General features: G+C 42.9%; 20 protein-coding genes. 8 read left to right on the plus strand and 12 right to left on the minus strand.

What is annotated here, in order from left to right; genetic code table 11:
• Positions 1 to 16 precede the first annotated feature (16 nt).
• The 3 genes from purT to ACOSVQ_RS02910 all read right to left on the minus strand — a co-directional run bounded on the left by purT (position 17) and on the right by ACOSVQ_RS02910 (position 3,599).
• Positions 17 to 1,192 (minus strand): formate-dependent phosphoribosylglycinamide formyltransferase, encoded by a 1,176-nt coding sequence (gene purT / locus ACOSVQ_RS02900; protein ID WP_491981085.1) that lies wholly within the window; start codon positions 1,190 to 1,192, stop codon positions 17 to 19.
• 105 nt (positions 1,193 to 1,297) lie between these two features.
• Positions 1,298 to 2,611 (minus strand): ferredoxin reductase family protein, encoded by a 1,314-nt coding sequence (locus ACOSVQ_RS02905; protein WP_491981086.1) that lies wholly within the window; start codon positions 2,609 to 2,611, stop codon positions 1,298 to 1,300.
• A gap of 112 nt (positions 2,612 to 2,723) precedes the next feature.
• The gene (locus tag ACOSVQ_RS02910) at positions 2,724 to 3,599 is read right to left on the minus strand and encodes an AEC family transporter (protein WP_491981087.1); all 876 of its coding nucleotides are present in this window, start codon (positions 3,597 to 3,599) and stop codon (positions 2,724 to 2,726) included.
• Between the two features lie 326 nt (positions 3,600 to 3,925).
• On the opposite strand from ACOSVQ_RS02910, the gene ACOSVQ_RS02915 reads away from it, so the two are divergent.
• Entirely contained in the window at positions 3,926 to 6,658 is a 2,733-nt protein-coding gene (locus ACOSVQ_RS02915; protein WP_491981088.1) for an EAL domain-containing protein, read from the plus strand.
• 69 nt (positions 6,659 to 6,727) lie between these two features.
• Here ACOSVQ_RS02915 and cdd read toward each other — a convergent pair whose 3' ends face one another.
• From cdd to ACOSVQ_RS02940, 5 genes are all read right to left on the minus strand, one after another.
• Positions 6,728 to 7,615 carry a cytidine deaminase gene (cdd, locus tag ACOSVQ_RS02920; RefSeq protein WP_491981089.1) on the minus strand — a complete coding sequence of 296 codons (888 nt, stop codon included), beginning with the start codon at positions 7,613 to 7,615 and terminating at the stop codon, positions 6,728 to 6,730.
• Positions 7,616 to 7,815: 200 nt separating this feature from the next.
• The gene (locus tag ACOSVQ_RS02925; RefSeq protein WP_165312726.1) at positions 7,816 to 8,493 is read right to left on the minus strand and encodes an LrgB family protein; all 678 of its coding nucleotides are present in this window, start codon (positions 8,491 to 8,493) and stop codon (positions 7,816 to 7,818) included.
• Positions 8,493 to 8,858 (minus strand): CidA/LrgA family protein, encoded by a 366-nt coding sequence (locus ACOSVQ_RS02930; protein WP_491981090.1) that lies wholly within the window; start codon positions 8,856 to 8,858, stop codon positions 8,493 to 8,495. Before ACOSVQ_RS02930 ends, ACOSVQ_RS02925 begins: the two co-directional genes overlap by 1 nt.
• Before the next feature lie 47 nt (positions 8,859 to 8,905).
• Positions 8,906 to 10,330 (minus strand): exodeoxyribonuclease I, encoded by a 1,425-nt coding sequence (sbcB, locus tag ACOSVQ_RS02935; RefSeq protein WP_491981091.1) that lies wholly within the window; start codon positions 10,328 to 10,330, stop codon positions 8,906 to 8,908.
• A 142-nt stretch (positions 10,331 to 10,472) separates the two neighbouring features.
• Positions 10,473 to 11,180: an NAD(P)H-binding protein gene (locus ACOSVQ_RS02940; RefSeq protein ID WP_491981117.1), complete on the minus strand. Its 708-nt coding sequence runs from the start codon at positions 11,178 to 11,180 to the stop codon at positions 10,473 to 10,475.
• A gap of 165 nt (positions 11,181 to 11,345) precedes the next feature.
• Between ACOSVQ_RS02940 and cobT the strand changes: the two genes are divergently transcribed.
• The 6 genes from cobT to btuD all read left to right on the plus strand — a co-directional run bounded on the left by cobT (position 11,346) and on the right by btuD (position 16,875).
• A complete protein-coding gene (gene cobT / locus ACOSVQ_RS02945) occupies positions 11,346 to 12,374 on the plus strand; it encodes a nicotinate-nucleotide--dimethylbenzimidazole phosphoribosyltransferase (protein WP_491981092.1) in 1,029 nt (342 codons plus the stop codon).
• Positions 12,374 to 13,174 (plus strand): adenosylcobinamide-GDP ribazoletransferase, encoded by an 801-nt coding sequence (locus ACOSVQ_RS02950; protein ID WP_491981093.1) that lies wholly within the window; start codon positions 12,374 to 12,376, stop codon positions 13,172 to 13,174. Before cobT ends, ACOSVQ_RS02950 begins: the two co-directional genes overlap by 1 nt.
• Positions 13,171 to 13,725: a bifunctional adenosylcobinamide kinase/adenosylcobinamide-phosphate guanylyltransferase gene (gene cobU / locus ACOSVQ_RS02955; RefSeq protein WP_491981094.1), complete on the plus strand. Its 555-nt coding sequence runs from the start codon at positions 13,171 to 13,173 to the stop codon at positions 13,723 to 13,725. The genes ACOSVQ_RS02950 and cobU overlap by 4 nt, the downstream gene beginning before the upstream one ends.
• A gap of 278 nt (positions 13,726 to 14,003) precedes the next feature.
• On the plus strand, positions 14,004 to 15,032 hold the full coding sequence (locus tag ACOSVQ_RS02960) for a succinylglutamate desuccinylase (protein WP_491981095.1): 1,029 nt from the start codon (positions 14,004 to 14,006) through the stop codon (positions 15,030 to 15,032).
• 105 nt (positions 15,033 to 15,137) lie between these two features.
• Positions 15,138 to 16,133: a vitamin B12 ABC transporter permease BtuC gene (btuC, locus tag ACOSVQ_RS02965; protein ID WP_491981096.1), complete on the plus strand. Its 996-nt coding sequence runs from the start codon at positions 15,138 to 15,140 to the stop codon at positions 16,131 to 16,133.
• The gene (gene btuD, locus ACOSVQ_RS02970; protein ID WP_491981097.1) at positions 16,120 to 16,875 is read left to right on the plus strand and encodes a vitamin B12 ABC transporter ATP-binding protein BtuD; all 756 of its coding nucleotides are present in this window, start codon (positions 16,120 to 16,122) and stop codon (positions 16,873 to 16,875) included. The genes btuC and btuD overlap by 14 nt, the downstream gene beginning before the upstream one ends.
• 276 nt (positions 16,876 to 17,151) lie before the next feature.
• Here the strand turns inward: btuD and ACOSVQ_RS02975 are convergent, their stop codons facing one another.
• From ACOSVQ_RS02975 to ACOSVQ_RS02990, 4 genes are all read right to left on the minus strand, one after another.
• Positions 17,152 to 17,727 (minus strand): nucleoside triphosphate pyrophosphohydrolase family protein, encoded by a 576-nt coding sequence (locus tag ACOSVQ_RS02975; protein WP_491981098.1) that lies wholly within the window; start codon positions 17,725 to 17,727, stop codon positions 17,152 to 17,154.
• A gap of 121 nt (positions 17,728 to 17,848) precedes the next feature.
• The gene (locus ACOSVQ_RS02980; RefSeq protein ID WP_491981099.1) at positions 17,849 to 18,199 is read right to left on the minus strand and encodes a DUF2750 domain-containing protein; all 351 of its coding nucleotides are present in this window, start codon (positions 18,197 to 18,199) and stop codon (positions 17,849 to 17,851) included.
• Positions 18,200 to 18,320: 121 nt separating this feature from the next.
• Entirely contained in the window at positions 18,321 to 18,899 is a 579-nt protein-coding gene (locus tag ACOSVQ_RS02985) for an OmpA family protein (RefSeq protein ID WP_491981118.1), read from the minus strand.
• A 46-nt stretch (positions 18,900 to 18,945) separates the two neighbouring features.
• Complete coding sequence (locus tag ACOSVQ_RS02990) at positions 18,946 to 20,259, minus strand: TolC family outer membrane protein (RefSeq protein WP_491981100.1); 1,314 nt, start codon at positions 20,257 to 20,259, stop codon at positions 18,946 to 18,948.
• A gap of 485 nt (positions 20,260 to 20,744) precedes the next feature.
• On the opposite strand from ACOSVQ_RS02990, the gene ACOSVQ_RS02995 reads away from it, so the two are divergent.
• On the plus strand, positions 20,745 to 22,140 hold a 1,396-nt coding region (locus tag ACOSVQ_RS02995; protein WP_491981101.1), incomplete at its 3' end, for a cadherin-like domain-containing protein.

A 22,140-nucleotide genomic window follows, 5' to 3' on the forward strand; every position in this document is an offset into this window, starting at 1 on the left:
TTTTTAAGTATTGAGCTTAGTAAATAATCTTCACTGCTTGCGCACAGTCCAGCGCTTTATCTACGGCTTCAGTGGTATCTTTACCACGAGCAAGAGCCACGCCTAAACGGCGGCGACCGTCGATCTCTGGTTTCGCAAACAGACGAATTTGAGATTGAGGAATAGATAATGCTTCACCAATGCCGTCAAAACGAATGTTGGTTGAAGTGCCTTGGCCTAGAATTGCAACGGATGCTGAAGGTCCATATTGAGTAATTTGACCAATAGGCATGCCTGTAAACGCGCGCACATGCAATGCGAACTCAGAGACGTCTTGGGATACCAAAGTCACCAGACCGGTATCATGTGGGCGAGGAGAGACTTCGTTAAAGATCACGTGGTCACCTTTAACAAACAGTTCAACACCGAAGATGCCATATCCACCAAGTGCATTAACGATTTGCTCTGCAACGTATTCTGCCGCCTTTAGCGCATTTTCAGACATTACTTGTGGCTGCCATGATTCACGATAGTCACCGTCTTCTTGACGATGCCCAATTGGCGCACAGAAGTGCACACCGTCAACCGCGCGTACGGTCAATAGAGTAATTTCGTAGTCGAAGTCGATGAAGCCTTCAACAATCACACGACCGGCACCAGTGCGACCACCTTCTTGCGCGTATTTCCACGCTTTCTCGATGTCCGCTTCAGTTTTGATGACGCTTTGACCTTTACCAGAAGAGCTCATTACTGGCTTACAAACACATGGGATACCAACGTGCTCTACCGCAGCAACGAAATCGTCATAGCTATCTGCAAACTTAAACGGTGACGTAGGCAGAGAGAGTTCTTCCGCTGCTAAACGACGAATACCTTCGCGGTTCATCGTTAAACGCGCTGCTCTTGCCGTTGGAACGACGTTCAGCCCTTGTGCTTCGAGTTCTACTAACTTTTGTGTAGCGATAGCTTCAATTTCTGGAACGACGTAATCAGGTTTTTCTAGTTCGATAATCTTCTGAAGTGCTTCACCATCTAACATATTGAGAACATGGCTGCGGTGAGCTACTTGCATCGCTGGTGCATCTGCATAGCGGTCACAAGCGATAACTTCAAGACCCAGACGTTGACACTCAATCGCCACTTCTTTGCCAAGTTCTCCAGAGCCAAGTAAAAGCACACGGGTCGCGTTCTCACGTGTAGCAGTCCCAAACATAGATATTCCTTTTTTAATTATGTGGTAGTAGCTAAAAACTGCCGCCATGATACTGGAATATCTTAGAAAAGCAATCGTTTGCGCAAGTCTTCTCTGTCTTTGGTTTTATCGCATTACAAAGCGTTCAGAGTGGAAGTTTTGTTTGTTTAATCCTAATCCTAAAAGCTTATCTTTCAATATGTTGCCGAAATTAATTGGACCGCAGAAACTGACACTCGCATCGGAAAGGTCGACAGTTTGAGCCACTCTGTCTGCACACAAGAACTCATTGTGGCTAGCGGTATAAATATGCAAGTTAACAAACGGCAGTTTACTGACTAACTTTTCCAGCATTTTTACAAAGTAGGTTTGATCATCGTTGTCTCTGCAATAGAAGAGTTCAATGCGTCTACTGGTAGAGTGAGGCAAGCGAACCAGTTGATTTAGCCATGCAATGAACGGAACAATACCGATACCTGCACCAATCCAAACTTGGTTTGACGCTTTTGGTATATGGAATCGACCATAACCACCTTCCACAGCGACTTTTCTACCAACTGAAAGGTTGTCGTAGAGTTCATGGGTATAGTCACCTAGATCTTTAATGGCGAATTCTAACTGTTGATTATGAGTGTCGTAGCTCAATACTGAAAAAGGGTGAGGGGCTTCGCCATCAAGGAAATTCACATAGGCAAATTGGCCTGCAGTGTATTTCATTGAACCTTCCAGTTTCATTTTTACGTGCAGCACGCGAGATTGACTGACGTCGTCATGAACGCGTTCAATATCAGTAACTTCACCATTCACAATTCGAGCTCTGCCAATCAAACCTGTCAACGAGATCACAGCACTGATTGAACCAACAATTGCGGCAATCCAGATAACAGAGTTCAAACCAATTGCACTCCATTGATAATCCAGCAGTAATAATCCGTGGAATGAACCTGCAAGGAATATTGCGCCAGCGATTTTGTGTGTTAGACGGAATTTTCGATAACTAATCGCTTGAATTAGGCTAATCGCGACAAACGCAATGAAGATATAGAAAGTGTATTCCCCAACCGCTTTTGCCCAATGAGTCCAGTTAATCCCTTCTACCACAGCGCCTAAGCGTTGGCGTCTTTGTTGGCCTTCCATTAATCCTAGGCTCACTAGCCATTTTGGTGATTCGATTAACACCCAGTGCATCACCATTGTAACGAGTGCACCAATGCCCATCTGTTTATGGATGGCATAGCCTTTGTCTAAACCGTGGACATATTCTTCAACTCTAGGAATACGCATGGCGAGCAGCATAGCGACGGCCATGTATGCAAAACCAAGAGCACCTGTGAGAATCGTGAGCTGGTGACGCCAGTAAAAATAGTTGGCGTCAGATGACCATGTAAGCAGCACACTTGGCAGCCACATTAATATGATGAGGGAGGTGATTCTTTTCATGACAATTATTCCACAGGTTTCCTATGGCTTAATTGTAAGTCTGCCGTCTTGGCTAAGAAATCGACTTTATGTTGTTTTACTCTTATTGACTTTGGTTTACGTATTGCATTCCCTAAAGCGAAAATGCGAAAACAAGCAGTAAAGGAAGCGTAAAAATACCTAAGAAATTGCCAAACAGCACCATAGACGCCACGTTAGTCGATTCTATCTTATAGCGTTCAGCGAAGAGATAATTCATCACCGCAGGAGGCAGCATAGTAAACAACACCATCATCTTTAACTGCATGGGTGGGAGCGGGATGAAGTAGTAAATACAACTAAATGCGATAGCTCCAGTTAGGAGTGATTGCGCAGTAGAGATTAACCCTACTTTTAACCCCGCCATTTTCATATTAGTCATTTGTGAGCCTAGGGACAGCAACATAACTGGCACCGCGGCTTGCCCTAGTAGTTTCGTTGCTTCATACAGTGGTCCCCAAACCGAAGTGCCCGATAAGTTAAGACACATAGCTACAGCAGCAGCGATAAAGACAGGCGCCGTGAAGATCTGTTTCAATGAGCCGCCTTTACTTAACACAGCAAGTCCGATACTGATGTGTAGGCAAGCAGAAACCACAAAGAGCAATACTGCAGACGAGAGAGCAGCCTCACCGAAGGTATAAGTAAATAGTGGGATAGCTAAATTCCCACTGTTTCTGAACATATGAAGTGGAGCCCAAGCTTTGTAATTCCAACCACCGATCTTACAGATTGGGATCATTAATAAGCCAGGAACAAGCACAGATACCAGTGATGCACTGATCAGAGGTAACTCGTTTGCACTTAATGGCATTGTAGAAAGGGATGAAAAAACAAGGGCAGGAACGAACGCTTCCATGTTGATTCGGTTAATCGGTTGAAAATCCGGTTTTAGCCAACGCCCGATAAAATATCCCACAACAACCAGAGCCATCACTGGGAAAAGTATCCGAATCACTTGTTCAAACATGAGCATCCTTTCAATAGTCTGAAATTAGAATTTGAAATTAGCAGGGAATCGACATGGCGTCATGAAGAAGGTGAGAAATCTGTGCACTGACTATAATTGATAAATCGGCATTGAAATCTGCTGTATGTGCTTTAAGAAGAGTGAGTTACGGAGCGATATATTGCTTAAAGTCTTCATAGTAGTCAGTCTGTGATTTAAATACCGTTTGGAATACTTAAAAATGTTTTTTTGACTATGGCGATGAGTTAAGTGAAGCTATGTCATTAATTTATTTATGGCTTTGTGCTATTTGTTACGGAAGTACTCATTGAGTAGCGGAAGGTACTTTGAAGAACAAATTTCGTTTTGTAACACTACATACTAAAACAGCTTTTTTATTTGCTGTTGGTCTTGCTGGCATCATTTTCAGCAGTCTTTTTCTCACCCGTTATTTTTTCCTGTTCAGTCTCAATGAGCTTGAAAACATCGAGATCCACAAAGCAAGTTCGCAGGCTTCTTTCGTTATTCGCTCATTAAGTTCAAGGCAAGAAACTGCGTCTTATGACTGGGCGTATTGGAATGAGTCCTATGACCTACTCGCAAAGCAAGATGACGGATTTGCTGAACGAAATCTTCATGTTGATGAGCTCGATGTTTTAGGTTTGGACTTCATTTCGTACTTAACACCAGACAGAAGATTTCAAGTTGGCGTTGGTCGTGACATTGAAGATATCGAATCATTTACCACGACAGTCATTAGTGACGAAGGCATTGCTCATCACCTTATCGATATGCAGAGCAAACTTTCAGCAAATAAAACCAGTATTTCAGGTTTAATTCGTTTAGATGACGACATATGGGTTGTTAGTGTTAGTCCGGTTCGAGACGGGACAGCAGATGCTCCGTTTGCTGGCTGGATGATTTGGGGACAACATTTATCGCTCCGTTTCCCATCGGCATTTGAAGGTATATTGACGGCGAGTAATTCGATCATTGTCGATCAAGAGGAGATGGCGAGTCTCGATTTCCATAGCTATGATCTGAACTCTGATAGAGAGCATGACTCAGGAGTTAAAAGAAGCAAATCGGAGCTTTATCACTATACGTCACTCACTGATATATCTGGCAAAGTCATTGCTGTACTAGAGACCAAAGAGCCGCGAACTTATTATCAAAAGGGTGAAGCTGTTTTCTACTATTTGATCATTGCGATTGCTGTGGTTGCTAGCATAGTCGCTTGTATTACATTCGTTTTATTCCGAAACAATATTGGTAAGCGATTTAATTACTTCGAACAAGATATCAAGTCATTGATATCGAGTTCAGATGTTGATTTAGAAGGCCACAAAGACGAGTTCGAACGCATTACTAAGTTGGTTCAATCTTTAGCTCATGCCTCTTCAAAGACGGAAGGGCAATTGAAGGATACTTTGCAAAAGTTTGAAGCGCTTTACCACAGCCAATCACTAGGCATGGTGCTAGTGGTTGAAAAAATGATTGTGGATGTAAACCAAATGCTTTTGGATCTGCTGGGCTATCAGCGTGAAGATTTGGTCGGAAATAACATTGAAATACTTTGCTCACATGAGGCAGGAGATCTGTGCAGCGCTGACCAACTGTACATTAACCTTGCGCAAGGATTACGTCAGTTTGAGGCTTGGTTGTCCAACAAAGAGGGTGACACTGTCTATTGCATAATTGAGGCAACTCAATTTGAGCAAGATGGAAGAATCTCGGTCATGCTCTCTATCAAAGATATCAGTGAACAGAAACAACAAGCAGTGCTGATTGATTCACTGACTCATAAAGATGCCTCGACCGGTTTACTTAATAGACCAACAGTTATTAACTTGTTTAAGAGTTATTTCCAGCATTCCTCCGAAGGTGACGGGTTTTCTCTGCTCTATTTCAATGCCACGCGTTTAAAAGAAATTGACGAAATCTACGGCCACGTCGCTCACGATGATGTACTCAAACACTTTGCAGAGTGCTTACTGCGCAACTTTGGCGACCAAAGTGTAGGACGGATTAGTGAGAACGAGTTCCTTGTTTGGGACGAAGAGAAGAACTACGTGCATTTGGAAGAAATGGCAAATCGTGTGCTGGAAAAATATTCGTCAAAAATGCATGTTTCCGGGTTTGAGTTCGATATTGGTCTGAAAGCCGCCTTGGTTCCGTCTTCTTCACACTTCGATAGCTTTGAAAATTTCAGCTATGTAGGGCTTTATGCGCTGACCGAAATCAAAGCCGCGAGCAAAAAAGGCTTAGTGATTGTTGATGAAGAATTGAAGGTTCGCTCTAAAGAGTCGTTGTCGTTGAATCGTGACATCATGCTGGCTCTGAAAAATAACGAAATAGTGCCTTTCTATCAGCCAATAGTGAATGCGAGCAACGGTCAAGTTGTCGGCTTTGAAGCATTGGCAAGGTGGAAACACCCGTCTTTAGGTATGATTCCACCGGATGTGTTTATTCCGTTGGCTGAGCAGCGACGTTTGATTGTGGAATTGGGAGAGTCCATTCTCGAACAGGCATGCCAGTTTATTAAAGAGATGCAGCAGAAAAGCACCTCGTCATCTCAGAATCGATTAAGCATCCATGTGAACCTTTCCAGTCCGCATTTTAATCATAAGAGTCTGGTAGAAACCTTGACTAAAATGATTAAAAAATATCAGTTAACCCAAGGGCAACTGGTGTTAGAACTGACAGAGAGTATCCTGTTGGGCAGTGAAGAAGAGATTATTGACCGTATGGATGTGATTAAATCTCTCGGTGTACAGCTTGCCTTGGATGATTTCGGCACAGGTTATTCATCATTCAGCTCTTTATGTAACTTCCCATTGGATATTATCAAACTCGATAAATCCTACATTGATGCTCTGGAAACCAACGATAAAGCCAAATCACTGGTTAGAAATATCATCCATATGTCACAGGAGTTAGGAATGACCACTGTGGCAGAAGGCGTAGAAAATGCTTCACAGCTTCGTAAATTAAATGTTTGGAACGTGGATGAAGTGCAAGGCTACTACTTCTTTAAACCCATGGATAAAGAGAGTGCGTTGGAAAAATTTGCTCGATGAGATAACGAGTGAAGTTGATTAGACAAAAAAGCCAGACAACAGTCTGGCTTTCTACTATCCATTTCGAGCTTAGAGCTCGATGTAACTCACTTCTAACCGTGGATTAAGCGATGCGAGCGTCGATTTGGTATCAACCAAATGGCTAACACTGCCTTTCTTTAGTTCCGCTAATGCAGCGGCTTCTATGTTGTCAAATGACTCACCAGCCATACGCATCTGAATCAAGGCAACTTGCAGCGGTGGAAGGCTAGGGTTGAACGCAGCATTTTCTGCATAAGCACCCAAGTAGCATTTACCTGATTTTGATTTCAAAGCTACACCGCTTAGGTTTTCAGAATACGGTGCGTAACTGGTATTTAATGCTGAAACCGCGGATTGAACGAGTGGGTCTGAATTTTCGCAGCTATAACCGTGATCGTTTTTATGCATCAATACCGTCGTGATACCTAAGTCAGCAGGGCCGAAAGATTCCGGCAGGTAGTATTGCAGTGAATTAGCGTCACGTTTTGGCAGCTGAATCATCAAGCTCTTTGAGGTCGTCAGCTCATTCATAAACTGTCGGCAGTGACCACAAGGGCTGTAGTTAACCGTAATATCACTGATACCTTCTTCACCTTTTATCCATGCATGGCTGATTGCAGCTTGTTCCGCGTGGATGGTTTGTCCCATTTGAACTTTGGAGAACTCCATATTGCCACCGAAGTAAATACGGCCAGACAACCCACGAGCTAGTGCACCAACATAGAATTTCGAAATAGGCACGTAAGCAAAAGCGGCTGCAAGAGGCAAGAGCGCAATACGAAGGTCTGCATCACTCATTTCCGAAACGGAGAGTAGCTGCTTGAATTGGTCAGGAGATAATGTCGCGTCAAAATCATCAGCGAGTACGATAGGCGCTAAAAACGCTGCCATCGGTTGTTGCATGTCTGCTAATGCCTGTTCAATACGGCCTTTCATAGATATTCCTAATTAATACATTGAGCTTTAGTGTAGGGGAATATGCTAGATTTACTGCGATCAAAATCTCATTAATGAATGTAACGCGTTTCACGTTTTCATAATTAGAGTGATGTCACACATATTAAAGGTGAAAAGTAATTTGGCTTAGAACAAAGGATAAGTATTTTCTGAGCCAAATTATGTTTCATGAGATTAGGTTAGCTCGCAAACCAAAGAACAAAAGCAAAAAGACTTGGTGCTAGGACGGAGGTAATCACGCCACATACTACTAAAGCGAGTGAGCTAAAAGCGGCGTCTCTTTGATCCTTCTCAGCACAAGTTGCTGTGCCAAGAGCATGGGAAATATTTCCCATTGTCAGCCCTCGGGCTATTGGGTGGGTGATATTAAGCAGGTTATAAATTGGGTAAGCCATGATAGCGCCGAACACGCCTACAAGTAGAACCATAATAGCAGCTATGGCTGGCTCACCACCTAAGTTACTCGCCACTTCCATAGCAATAGGTGTGGTAACTGATTTGCCCATTAATGCCGCAATCAAAGCAATATCGGTATGCATGGCAGCGGCAATTAATCCTGCTGTAAGCATAGACATCGCACTGCCCACGCCACAGGCTAGCATAATGATTTTCCAATTGGCTCGAATCTGAGGCAGTTGCTCGTACAATGGATACGCCAATGCAACCACGGCAGGTTGGAGTAAATAGTTCACCCACTGATTATCTAGAGCGTAAGTTTCATAAGGAACTTTAAGCAAAATCAGAGTTGGAATAATAATGCCGATGCTGATTAATAAAGGGTTCGCAAAAGGTGAGTTAAGCTTGCGTGCCGCCCAACGCGCAAAAAAGAATACAGCAATGGTGACTAACAACCACATCATTCACCCCCTTTCTTTAGTAAACGATCAAGAGAGAATGCGAGCACAACAAGCACAATGGTTGTCCCACCTATAGCGCTGGCTAAAATTGCCCAGATGTTATTCATCAACATATCTAAATGAACCATAAGTCCAACGCTGATTGGAATAAATAGCAGAACCATGTAGCGAATAAACAAGCTGGCACTTGGCTTAACCCAAGTGGAAGGTAATAGTCCGCTTGCCATGAGCCCGAAGAGGATCAACATGCCAATGATGCTACCCGGAATAGATATGTCCAACCAAGATTGAAGATTATTCCCTGCCAGTAAACAGAGAAATATCATTCCCATAGAAACAAGATATTTAAGTGAGGTTTGAGCCATGAAACGTTGTTGCCATTAATAAGTACATAAAACTAGGGCAGGTAGCCCTAGGAAACGAGTTTTTCGACGTATTGATAAACGGATTTTAAAATAGCGATTTTCTTTTCGTCACTCTCATGCTCATGAACTAAGTTCTCTAAATTGAGCATGTAATCTTCAATGCGTGATTCATAAAAATCACGGCAATGATTGGCCCAGCGTCGCTGCTCTGTCTCATCTAATGTCCAAGGATAATGACGAGCTCGATAACGAAACAGTAGCGGTTCGATGCGTTTATCCGCGAAAGTAATGTCCAGAGCACCTAAGTTTTCTGGTGGCGTGTTACGGATGATATCCATTGCAGCCTTGTCCGCTGGTGAGAAGAAACCATCGTACAGTTGAGTATCGACATCATTGCTTTGTTCATATTCACGATCGATTGAAAACAGTGCCACCAGTTTTTCTCTAATTTCTGGATGTTGGCGAATCAGCGCCAAATTAGCTAAACACTCTTCACGGTTAATACCAATTTTGTCGGCATTCTCGGCGGTGAGCGTCTTTGCTGGTGCGAGAATAGGGCATTTATTTAGATGCACTAGCTTCACTGGAACTGGGAGTTCATCAGGTGCCAGTTCATCATGTTTTGTATAAAGACGTCTGTGAAGCTCTTCGCTAGACAAATCAATCAAAGGTTGTGGATTCTTCGCTAAGTCCGCCACTATCACTGCATTTTGATTGGTTGGATGCCAAGCAATAGGCACGATCCAACTTGTATATTGGCACTCTCTGCCTAACATGCCAGAGACATGCATGAGAGGTGTCATGTTGACGATATCTACGAGTTCAGTGAGTTTGCGTTTGTGGCGCATAGTGAAGAAGTAATCAAACAACTTTGGTTGAGCTGCTTTAACTTTTTTGGCCAATTCGATAGTTGCAATCACATCTGCCATCGCATCGTGAGCATTCTCGTGTTCAATGCCATTTGCTTTGGAAAGATGTTCAAGCTTGAAGCTGGTAAAGCCTTCTTCATTTTCAGGCCAAGCAATACCTTCAGGGCGAAGAGCATGGCAAGCACGCATAACGTCCAGTAAGTCCCAACGTGAGTTGTTGTTCTGCCAGCTCCAAGAGTACGGGTCGAAAAAGTTGCGATAACAAGTATACCGTGTCACTTCATCATCGAAGCGAATGCTGTTGTAGCCGAGGCTAGTGGTATTCGGTAGCGCTAACTCATTGTGGATTCGTGCAATAAACTCAGGCTCAGATAAGCCTTGAGCCATCGCTTTTTGCGGTGTGATACCTGTAATCAACGCAGCTTCAGGCGCTGGCAAATAATCAGATGGTAATTGGCAGTAGATAACGAGCGGTTCACCGATGATATTAAAATCCATATCGGTGCGTACGCCAGCAAACTGACTTGGACGATCTTTAGCTGGGCTAGTGCCCCAAGTCTCGTAGTCAAAAAAGAAGTAAGTTGGCGAATGTTCCTGCTGCATGTGTGATTACCAAATCGTTGAAAGATTTGCTGGTATTAGAACATCCCCCATACGACTAAGCAATCACCATGGCAAGTAACAAGCGTATGTTCCGTAACTAGAACGTTTATCTGGTTAACTATTGGTCACGTAAAGGTGGGTATTAGCGGTATTGGCTAAGCATGTTTCGCATAGCAATACTGTCCAGAGCCATAACGTGTTTAGCATCGGTATTGAACAAGCAGTACAACATGGTTTGAGCAACATCTTCTGCTTTAATTGGAATGAAATTTTTAAGCTTGCCGAACAATAGATATTTACCCACGGACATTATTTTTTGCACCAGCACCTCATCGGTTCTTGTTATGTCTCTTTTCCCAACCAATGGACCGGGTCTAACAAAGGTGACATGAGTAAAACCAAGTTGACGAATGGCTTCTTCCATACGGCCTTTACAGCGTAGATAGTGAGAGCCGGATCTTGGATGAGCACCCAAGCTAGAAACCACTGCTAGCCGTTCGACGCCTAGCAGCTTCATTCGCTGAGCGACATGGCAAACCAGTTCAAAATCTACCTTTTCTAATCCTTGCTTTGAGCCAGCTTGTTTTAACGTTGTACCAAGTGCAATGATGCCAAGCTCTGGGCGAATGTCGTCGTCATCCCAATGTTTCACATTGAGGTCTGCATCTATCAGTTGCGTTAGATTACTGGAAAGTTGGGGCAGATTAAGTGGCTTTCTACCCAGAGTGTAGATGTGTTCAATAGCTTTTTCTTTTAACGCGATGTTGAGACAGCATGAACCAACTAAGCCTGAAGCACCAGCAATGATAAGGCAGGGCTTATAGGGGGGAGATATTGTGGTGTCGTCCATAGTTGTATTCACTCGCGGTTTCTTAATGGTTTGAAATTAAGCTAATTACTAGAATATATACAAGTTTTTTATCGATAGAGGCTTTGTCGGTTTGCGGTTAAATAGGTTTTGTGAGTAGACTGCGTCATCTCACTTCGAATATAAGCATTGTTCAAGGAATCAATAATGTTAGATCTCGCATTTAACGATGCTATTTGGCACCGTATCAATCAAAAAACCAAGCCACTAGGCGCTTTAGGTCAGTTAGAACAAGTCGCTCACCAATTGGCGCTTATCCAAAGCCAAGGTAAGTCGAAAGCGGTTGAACATATCTCTATTAAGCAACCAACGGTATTGGTGTTTGCGGGCGACCATGGTATCGCAGATGAAGGTATCAGCATCGCACCTAGTGCTGTGACACAACAGATGGTATTGAACTTCTTAGCTGGTGGCGCAGCGATTAACTGCTTTTGTCGATCGAATGATGTGGCGATGAAGGTGATCGATACTGGCATCTTGCTGCCAGTTGAGAGCCAGCATCCTGACTTTATTGTTCAGCGTTTAGGTGGACGTACAGAGAACTTTGCTCAGCAATCTGCGATGTCTCCTGAGCAGGTTGAGCAGGGATTGGATTACGGTCAATCGTTGGTTGAAAGCATTATTGATGCGGGCAGCAATTTAGTGATGTTCGGCGAAATGGGCATTGCGAATACTTCTAGCGCAGCGGCTTTATTGGCAAGTCTGTCGGACCTTCCTGTTGCTGAGTGTGTGGGCAAAGGTACGGGCATCTCAGATGAACAGTTTGAGAAAAAGCGCCGATTGGTAGCGAAAGGTGTTGAACGCAGTAAAGGCAAAAATGCGAAGCAGGCGCTATCAGAAGTGGGTGGTTATGAGATTGTGCAAATGGCTGGAGCGTTTATAGGTGCATACCGTAAGAAAACGCCAGTTCTTGTGGATGGTTTCATTGTCACTGTCGCGGCTTACGTTGCCACACTGATTGAACCAGAATGTAGAGACTACATGATCTTTGCTCATTGTTCTGATGAGTCAGGTCATAAGAAGGTTCTGCAGTTACTCGAAGCAACCCCATTACTAAATTTAAGCTTGAGACTTGGCGAAGGTACGGGCGCAGTCCTTGCTGTACCTCTATTGAAAGCTGCTGCTGAGTTTTACAACAACATGGCGAGTTTCGAAGAGGCCGGGGTGACAGTGTAATGCTGGCTAAACTCAAATATCAGTTTGAACTGTTTCTCTTGGCGCTCAGCTTTTTTTCTCGCATACCTGTTCCGGCAAATTTGCCGTACAGCAGCGAAAGAATGAATCAGTCAGGTCGGTATTTTGCTCTAGTAGGCATATTGCTTGGATCAATCTGCGCAGGATTTTACGCATGCGCAGAGCTTATTTTAACGCCAGAGATCAGCATTTTTTTAACCATGGTATTGAGCTTGATGTTAACCGGAGCCTTCCACGAAGATGGCTTGGCTGACATGGCAGATGGTATTGGTGGCGGGATGACGGTTGAACGTCGTCTTACCATCATGAAAGACAGCCGTATTGGCACCTACGGCTCTTCTGCGTTAATCATGGCTTTATTGGGCAAGTATCTCTTACTTGTCGCTGCAAGCGATCTTATCTCTTTGATTCCCATCTGGTTAGTTGGATATACATTAAGTCGTGCAGTTGCATCATCGTTTATATTCAACACACCTTATGTCTCAGATAGTGATACCAGTAAGAGTAAACCGCTCGCTCATAAGCAGAGCTATAGCGAACTAGCGGTAGTCGTGTTCACAGGGTTAATTCCATGTGTGCTTCTCGATGGCTATTTAACGTTGGTTCTTATTACTATCGCATTTGTATTTCGTCATCTATTTAAACGCTGGCTAATTAGCAGGCTAGGTGGATTTACGGGAGACTGTTTGGGTGCTGCGCAGCAACTCATGGAACTGCTCATTTACCTTGTGGTTGTGATATTTGCTCAAAACGGTTTGGCTGTTATTGGAGCAGTGCTGTGACCGTTCGATTGATCCTTGGTGGTGCTCGAAGTGGCAAATCCAGCTTTGCTGAAAAGTTGGTAAAACATCAAGTAAGTTTAGATAGCCTGAGCCAATTACACTACGTGGCAACGGCTACTCCGTTTGATGATGAGATGGTTGCACGAATTCAACACCATCAAAATCAGCGGGGTGGAGGTTGGTGTGAGCATGAGAGCCCATACCTGTTGCCTGAAACACTACAACGATTTTCTACTAAAGATATTGTGCTGGTGGATTGCCTGACACTGTGGTTAAACAATGTGATTTATAACCATGGTCAGATGTTGAAAACCGAGCAAATAGTTGACGCGCTCAAACGTCTAATTCTCGTGTTAAGACAGTCAACAGCGGATATCACTCTAGTGTCGAATGAAGTAGGGATGGGGTTGATACCTTCAGGTGAAGTATCAAGCCTGTTTGTGGAGCACGCTAGTCTGATGAATCAATGGGTTGGGGAGGTTTCATCCGAAGTTATCTTCGTTGCGGCTGGTTTACCCAAAGCAATCAAAGGCAATGTATTCAAATTCTGATGATTTAGCTTTCATTGAACGATATTGAAGAAAGAAAATCCAAAAGTGAGATTTAAGACAAGGGTTTCAACGAATTGCAACTGATTGGCTATAGAGTCTCAAATGCAGTTAGGATAGAATTCGCCTTCAATGTAATCCAGCAATAGTCGAACAGGTTATAAAAGTACAGCAGGCATATTTCATTTTATATTGAGGTTCAGCTCAATAAGTGAGATCACTTCAACATAAATTGTTTGCTCAATTCTTTAACATACCGCTGTGCAATAAAGGAGTAGCGCATGACGAAGTCTCTATTTCGCCAATCTTTTCTTTTCGACAGTCTAGATCTTGAACAATCAATGAAGTCAAACGTAGTGACAACATCAAATGGTGCCACTCTTAAACTACTTCAACGCGGTATCTTGGAAGTTATTCCTGCAAAGCAAGATGCTGACACCAAAAATATTGTTATCTCATGCGGTGTTCATGGTGACGAAACGGCTCCGATGGAGCTCATCGATAAACTCGTTAATGATATTCTGAGCGGATTCCAAACGGTCAGCGAACGATGCTTGTTCATTATTGCCAACCCTGAAGCGACTAAACTGCAAGTACGCTCCCTTGATGAAAACTTAAATCATCTGTTTGACGATAAAGCGCACAATGAGAGTAAAGAGCTCGCTATTGCAGATAACCTGAAAATAGTGCTGAAAGATTTCTATGCAGAAACAGAAGTTCAGTCCCGCTGGCATTTAGATTTGCACTGCGCTATTCGTAACTCCAAACATTATTCATTTGCAGTGAGTCCAAAATCACGTCATCCAGTACGTAGTAAAGCGCTGTTGGATTTTGTCGAAAATGGACATGTTGATGCGGTGATGTTCTCAAATGCTCCTGCTTGTACCTTCAGTTGGTATAGTGCAGAAACATACGCTGCACAAGCTATGATGATTGAATTAGGGCAGGTTGCAGAAATTGGTGCTAACGATATGCAACGTCTAACGGCTTTTGATTTGTCACTTCGTGATTTAATCGCTAGAACGCAATCTGAGCATCTATCAAGAAAAGCGACCATGTACCGTGTGAGTCGCACTATCGTTCGTATTCACGACGATTTTGATTTCTTGTTTGACGATAACATCGACAACTTCACGACATTTATGCATGGCGAAGTTTTTGGTCATGACGGTGATAAACCACTGATGGCTAAAAATGAAGAGGAAGCGATAGTTTTCCCAAATCGTAATGCAGCGGTAGGTGAGCGTGCAGCACTTATGGTGTGCAAAGTGAAAATTCGTTATGACGACGGTCAAGCGGTATACGATTAGAGTATTTAAACGTCGTCTCTTATATTGATACTTTATATTTGAATGGCTTAACGGTAAGGTTAAGCCATTCTTTTTTGTTACGCGAAAATTTCCCCAATACAGTTTATGGATTTTAATCAACTTATGCTGCACAAGCAGCGGCGCTGGAAGCGAGCAGGGGTTTTACTGCTCACTGTACTGTTATTTGTCAGTGCGATTTATTTGATGGTTGGTGAAATCTTTATCTCGCCTTTTAGTTCATTTGATTCTCTCGAAACTCGTTTGGTGTTTGATTTACGTTTGCCAAGGCTTTTCGCTGCCATGATGATTGGTGCAGCGTTAGCTGTGTCAGGAGCAACACTTCAAGTGTTGCTTGGTAACGTGCTTGCGGAGCCCGGAATCATTGGTATTTCCGGTGGTGCAAGTGTCGCTATGGTCATTCTATTGTTCTTCTTTCCTGCGATTGCTAGCCCTGAAGCATTTATGGTTTCTGCAATTATTGGCGCTTTATTGTTCACATTACTGTTGGTGTTTGTTGCAAACGCAATGCGACTGACCACAACACGGTTGCTGTTAGTTGGTGTTGCACTCGGTATTTTGTCTGGTTCGGTTGTGACATGGGCATTTTACTTCAGCGATGAGCTTAGCCTGCGTCAACTCATGTATTGGCTAATGGGCAGTATTGGTGGCGCAAGTTGGTATCAACACACGTTGTCTCTTATCGCTTTACCGATAATGATTTGGCTCCTACTACAAGGTTCGGTATTAGACAAACTGATGCTTGGGGAAACTCATGCTAAGCAGTTGGGCGTTGACGTCAATAGAATCCGTTGGAAACTGATATTGGCAGTTTCCGTTCTTGTTGGAGCAGCTGTTGCTTTGGGTGGCGTGATTGGTTTTGTCGGTTTGGTTGTACCGCATTTGCTTCGATTAGCTCTTGGAACAGAAAACAGAATGTTGCTGCCATTAAGTGTGCTCAGTGGTGCTCTTCTGATGGTATTTGCAGATATGGTGGCTCGCTTGGCACTTGATTCTGCAGAGCTGCCATTAGGTGTGGTCACCACGACTATTGGCGCACCAGTTTTCATTTGGATGTTGGTACGAAATCATGATTCGCGTTAGTAGCTTGCACGTTAACGAACGTTTATTGCCTTTATCATTCCAATGTAACGCTGGAGAAATCCTGCATGTTGTCGGACCTAATGGTAGCGGTAAAAGCACACTTCTTTCCGCGATTGCGGGAGTGATTGACTGTTCTGGAGACATTCTGCTTGGCGATTTCGATGTTAAAAAGAATTCGTTGAGTGAATTGGCGCTTCGCAGAGCTTATTTGTCCCAAAGTGAAAAACCGGCTTTCAATTTAGATGTGTTCCAATACTTAGCGCTATCTCTACCACTTAACAGTTCTCTGAAAGACCCCAAAGTAAACCAAGCGGTAAAGCATTTTGCACTGTTGTTGAAGATCGACGATAAGCTTCATCGATCCATACATCAATTGTCGGGTGGGGAGTGGCAGCGAGTTCGGCTAGCTGGCAGCTGTTTGCAAGTGTGGCCAGAGATTAACCCCTATTCGAAGTTACTGATCCTTGATGAACCTGGTGCTCCTTTAGATATTGCTCAGGAAGGATTGTTGTATCAGTTGATCGCGCAAATGGCGCAAGAGGGGTTAGCTGTGATTATGGCTAACCATGATTTAAATCGAAGCCTACGAAATGCCGATAAGGTGTTACTTCTTGACCAAGGTGTTGCGCAGAGTATTGGCGAACCAAGAAAAGTATTGAGTGAAAAGAATCTACGAAATGTGTTTGATACATCTGTGAGATGTGTATCACTAGATGGCAAGTCTTACTTAATATTCGATTAATTTTGGTGCATAGAGCACAAATCTGGTTCAGATATCACAGCAGTGAGCAGCTAACTCTTTGTTTATATTGAAGGTGAATATTTAAATTTGTTTAATATCAATGGGTTAGATGTATTTTAAAAGTTGGCACAGTATTAGCATTAATAAGAGTGATACATTCTCGTTCTTGTTAGGCTTTTTATAGTCTCATTAGCCACCTTGCTCCCAAGGTGGCCTTTTTTTATCTGCTGTTTAGATTCTGCCAAACAAGCTAGATAGGAAATTTCTTCGATTACACTACTGTGTTAGTGCTTCTAAGTTTGCTGGACGGTAATAGACCGACTTCAGCACTTTACCCTGACGAATAGTTTTACTTTCAGAGACAAAGTCTTCTGCACATTTAGCAATTAAATAATCACCTTTTTGTACAGCCATTAGTTTGATGCCTTGCTCTGCGTAGAACGCTTCTGTATCACCATACTCTTTTTCGTTACGACACACTTTACTCATGTTAGAGCTATGTACTTCGTCCCAGCAAGGGAGGAAGTCGATACCGCGGTTTACTGCCACGTTAAGTAGTAGGTCAATCAAGTAGCTGATGGCAATGTTGTCGCTGATATTGCTATGACCTAGGTGCACTAGACGCCCCATAAGTACATAAACGCTATCTACGATAGCATCGGCCTGCTCTGTCTTGTTGTCAGCTTCAGCAAGCTCAGTTAATTCTTCGATTGCTAATGACGTATGAAGGGTATCTGCTTTTGCATCTAAGCTTGCTGGGTCCGCTACTGGTAAATCAAAAGTGCTACGGAATTCATTGATGTCGCTGTATAGGTGATCGTAAATTTCTTGTGTCAGCTTAGATAAATGCATGGGTTCAATCCAGTTGAAAATTAACAGGCGGTCATAGTACCAAAGCTCGAACCACAAATACAAAACAAGACGCCAATAGCGTCTTGTTTTATGAGAGTGACGGAAGGAAATCCAAGTTCACTTATAGGTACATTTTTGCCAACACTGATGGCTCAAGTTCTTTACCATCTAGAGTTTGGTTCCAGTTGATACCAACAAGAACACCATCTTCATCAAGAGTGATCAGCCAATCTTCAACGAAAATATCAAGGGGGATCTCTAGAACTTCGAAGTCTGCCCATTCTTCTACATTGTGCAGCTTAGCGTCTTCTTTTGAAGACCAGAAAGGCATTACTTCGCTTTCTTCAAATTCCGTTGACTCACAAGATAACCAACCTTCTTCATTGCGTAGACCCCAAACCAGCTGGTTTTCTTGAGTCTCTTTGATGAAAAGTTCTAGGTTCGCTTGAACATCTGCTGTTAATTTGCTCATTTTGTTTACTCATTAAGAATGATGCACGAAGGGTAGCACTTTGAGTGGTTTTTTCCCATTAAGAATTGGAAAAGACACAATAAAAAGGCGGCTCTTCGGCCGCCTGTATGGATATATCAATCTATTTGGGTAATGCCGTAAATATGTTCCACTCTTTAACGACAGCACCTTTGTAACCAACAACAGTTGCAGTAACACGACGGTTTAGTGCATGAGCAACTTGAGTGTCACCGTTTGAAGCTAGCTCAGTGTCGCCAAAACCTACGATTCGAACTCTGTTTCTTTCAATGCCATAACGAAGTAACTGTGTTTCTACTGCTTCGGAACGGCGCTGAGAAAGCTTGAGGTTATGGTCCTCATTACCAACCTTGCTTGCATAACCTCTAATCTCAATCGAGGCAGAAGGATAGGTATTCAAAAATTCAGCCATTTGACGAATCTGGGTAACAAACATCGGTGGAATATCGCTAGAGTCATTTGCAAATAAGATATGCAAACTTTGAAGTTTAGATGTCTTTACAAACGTACCACAACCATCATTATCGATATCCGAATCTGAAGGTGTATCGGGACAAAGATCTCGTGCGTTAATTACCCCGTCGTTGTCGTCGTCTTCTAAATCAGCTACTTGATTGATTTGCGGTAGAGCAATGTAGTCATATTCATCATTAGCTACATTTTCTTCAGCATAAGCGAACATCGTAGCGCTTAACGTCGCTGCAAGAATAACAAATGTGCTTTTCATCTTAGTACTTCACCTTCTGTGTCCATTCAGGAGCAACATCTACTCGCAATGCATCCAACAAGTTACCTGTCGCATTCATAACTCGATATTTTGCGTACTGTTCAGCGTATTTAGCATCTAAGTAATCTTTGCGTGCTTCAAATAATTCGTTTTCTGTATTTAGTAAATCGAGTAGCGTGCGCTGACCAATAAGGTATTGTTTACGATAAGATGCAACCGTTTGAGATGTGGAATCAACGTGATCAGACAAGAATTCTTTCTGCTGCAGAGTCAAATCGAGAGCACTCCACGATAGACGTAGCCCTTCTTCTACAGCTCGAAATGTGTTTTCTCGTAAATCTTTGGCTTTATTTAGTTGGTAGGCCGCGCTTTCAGCTTGGTCACTGTCACTTCCACCGTTGTAAATGTTGTAACGCAGACGAACCATAGCGCTCAGTTCATCGCTGCTCCCTTCATTACCACCGGCATCGTCATACCAACTTTGAGAAGCTTCAAAAGATATGGTTGGGTAATACGGTGCTTTTGATTGCTTATATTGGAAACGCGCAGCATCAACGTCTGTTTGTGCAACCTTAATAACAGGGTGTTCATTGAACGCTTTCTTCAAAGCATCATCAATGGTGTAAGAGATTGCTGTACTGTCTGCTCTAGGAAACGTTAATCCTAACGGTTCTTGTCCGACTAAACGGCGAAATTGGGTATGTGTGTCGTATAAATTATTTTGTGCCGCAAGCAAGTTACCCATCGCTTTCGCTATACGAGCTTCAACTTGGGTGACATCCGCAATAGATCCAACACCAGAATCAGCACGTTTTTTGATATCACGATAGATTTCTTTGTGCGTAGCAAGGTTTTTCTCTGATAGCACCAAAACTTCATAGGCTTTTGTCGCTTCGAGATACACATCTGTTACTTCGAGAGCTTTGTTTGAAGCATCAGCTAGCAATTGGTACCGATCTGATTCGGCTTCTGCTGCTGTTCTGTCCATATCATTCAATGTTGCTGAACCATCCCAGATCAGCTGGCTTAACGTAAGACTGGCATCTTTACGTGTCATTTCAGTGTCTGGATTACCGGTTGATGAAGCGGGATTAATTCCTTCATAACCAATACCTGCATCTAAATCGATTTTAGGCAAATACGCACCTGAAGATGCATTTGAGTCAGATAAACGACTTTTATATTGGTTAAAGGAATTTTTTAACTCTGGATTGGATGCAAGCGTAATCGATACGGCTTGTTCAAGTGTCTGTGCAGACACTGATCCTGCGAGGGCTAAAGACCAAAAAAGTGCTTTAATAGGAAACCCTTTCAAAATGAACTCCATCAAAAATGACATGAACAACGGGCACAGAGTCTATGATAAATGATGTCTCATTGATAAGACCGAACCCTAGATGTGTCAAAAATATGACTAAAATTGTGATCGAAATTGCTATTTTGCATGTTTTCGGCACCAATTATAACTGGAATAAGATTTAACTTACTAATGAATAACATTTTTTATTTATTGTAATGAAGTTAAGTTTGTTGCAATGAGGAGGATGCTAGGTGAGATGTTCGTTCATAAATCAATCTGTCATAAATTTAAGAAGTGTCAAATATTTGTTAGATTGGTGTAATTTTCGCCTTTGTGAGATAGATGAATAGTGATATTGTACGTAAGAATTTTCCCACATAATATTCGAGGTTTTATCGGATATTAGTCGGTTAAAGGTAAATGCGTAGGTAACGAGTATTTTTGAGGCTTATATGGCAAAAGGTTCTTTATTTTCAATCGCAAATCTCGCTATAAATCAGATGATAATTATTGATAAAAATGGCGATATAAAAATAGCGACAATTGGTGAAAAATTGCCAGAGGGATCGGTAATCATCCAAAGGGGTGATGAAGCTGGTTTCAATAATGAACCGACAACTCAGTTAGTTGGCCAAAACAGTGAGCTTCAAGATGTAACAGACGATGTTGCACAGTTACTTGCTGCTTTAGAAGAAGGGCAAGACCCTACTCAAATTGATGAAGAGTTAGCGCCTGCTGCAGGCGGTAGCCAAGGCTCATCTCCGACAGATTCAGCGAGCATAGATCGCGTCGGTTCCGAAATTATTGCAAGCACCAATTTTAGTACTTCAGGATTCGAATCCTTAGGTCTTTCTCAAACTCAAAGCCTCGCATTAATCAATCTTACTCGTTCAAATGCAAGTGTGAACGAAGAATCCGCCGCCTCCAATTCCGATCCTGTTGCTGAAGATGATGCAATTACAATTGATGAAGATTCATTAGCTGTAACTATTGACGTTTTGGCAAACGATACCGATTCCGATGGAGACTCTCTAACGATTATCTCTGCAAGTGTTTCCGAAGAAGAGGGAACCGTCTCGATTGTTGACGGCAAACTCGTATTTACTCCGGCTGAAAATTACAACGGCCAAGCAAATATCGAATATACGGTCAGTGATGGTCAAGGCGGTACTGATACCGCGACGGTGACGGTAACGGTCAATCCAGTAAACGATGCACCGGTTGCAAAAGATGATGAAGTAACAACAGAAGAAAATACTGTACTTAATAGTAATGTACCCGAGGCTCAAGACCTGGATGGCACTATCGAAAGCTATCAACTGGTTAACAGTGTCACATCGGGTACTCTGACATTTAGTCAAGATGGCAGCTACAAATTTGATCCGGGTAGTGAGTTCGACTATTTAGATGAAGATGAAACTACCGAAGTTACATTCACATATACAGCAACAGATAATGAAGGCGCAGTTAGTGAAGTAAAAACCATTACTATCGTCGTTACAGGTACAAATGACGCACCAATCATTGATGTGGACAATGAAGGTTACGCGGATACGGGCAGCATCACTGAAGATGGGGTGCTGGTCGATGGCGTAGTGAGTACGACTACCCTGAGCGGCAGTGTGTTGGCGAGTGATGTGGACGACACGAGCCTGAACTGGACCAGCACGGGTACGGCTAGTGTGTCTGATGAAGACGCGGCGACACTGGCGGTAAATAATGTGTCGGTGTCGGATTTGGGCACGTTCACGCTAGATGAACACGGCAACTGGACGTTTGCGCTGAACACAGACAACACGCAATTCTTAGATGAAGGTGAAAGTCTATCATTAACGTACTCAGTTACAGTAACTGATGATAATAAAGCTTCAGATACTGAATATGTGACAATAACAA

It is taken from the genome of Vibrio sp. HM8-C (genome assembly GCF_058630515.1).

Coding starts and splice junctions, on each gene's coding strand:
- purT (WP_491981085.1), bottom strand. CDS start 1,192: ATGTTTGGGACTGCTACACGTGAGAACGCGACCCGTGTGCTTTTACTT.
- ACOSVQ_RS02905 (WP_491981086.1), bottom strand. CDS start 2,611: ATGAAAAGAATCACCTCCCTCATCATATTAATGTGGCTGCCAAGTGTG.
- ACOSVQ_RS02910 (WP_491981087.1), bottom strand. CDS start 3,599: ATGTTTGAACAAGTGATTCGGATACTTTTCCCAGTGATGGCTCTGGTT.
- cdd (WP_491981089.1), bottom strand. CDS start 7,615: ATGAAAGGCCGTATTGAACAGGCATTAGCAGACATGCAACAACCGATG.
- ACOSVQ_RS02925 (WP_165312726.1), bottom strand. CDS start 8,493: ATGTGGTTGTTAGTCACCATTGCTGTATTCTTTTTTGCGCGTTGGGCG.
- ACOSVQ_RS02930 (WP_491981090.1), bottom strand. CDS start 8,858: ATGGCTCAAACCTCACTTAAATATCTTGTTTCTATGGGAATGATATTT.
- sbcB (WP_491981091.1), bottom strand. CDS start 10,330: ATGCAGCAGGAACATTCGCCAACTTACTTCTTTTTTGACTACGAGACT.
- ACOSVQ_RS02940 (WP_491981117.1), bottom strand. CDS start 11,180: ATGGACGACACCACAATATCTCCCCCCTATAAGCCCTGCCTTATCATT.
- cobT (WP_491981092.1), top strand. CDS start 11,346: ATGTTAGATCTCGCATTTAACGATGCTATTTGGCACCGTATCAATCAA.
- ACOSVQ_RS02950 (WP_491981093.1), top strand. CDS start 12,374: ATGCTGGCTAAACTCAAATATCAGTTTGAACTGTTTCTCTTGGCGCTC.
- ACOSVQ_RS02960 (WP_491981095.1), top strand. CDS start 14,004: ATGACGAAGTCTCTATTTCGCCAATCTTTTCTTTTCGACAGTCTAGAT.
- btuC (WP_491981096.1), top strand. CDS start 15,138: ATGGATTTTAATCAACTTATGCTGCACAAGCAGCGGCGCTGGAAGCGA.
- btuD (WP_491981097.1), top strand. CDS start 16,120: ATGATTCGCGTTAGTAGCTTGCACGTTAACGAACGTTTATTGCCTTTA.
- ACOSVQ_RS02975 (WP_491981098.1), bottom strand. CDS start 17,727: ATGCATTTATCTAAGCTGACACAAGAAATTTACGATCACCTATACAGC.
- ACOSVQ_RS02980 (WP_491981099.1), bottom strand. CDS start 18,199: ATGAGCAAATTAACAGCAGATGTTCAAGCGAACCTAGAACTTTTCATC.
- ACOSVQ_RS02985 (WP_491981118.1), bottom strand. CDS start 18,899: ATGTTCGCTTATGCTGAAGAAAATGTAGCTAATGATGAATATGACTAC.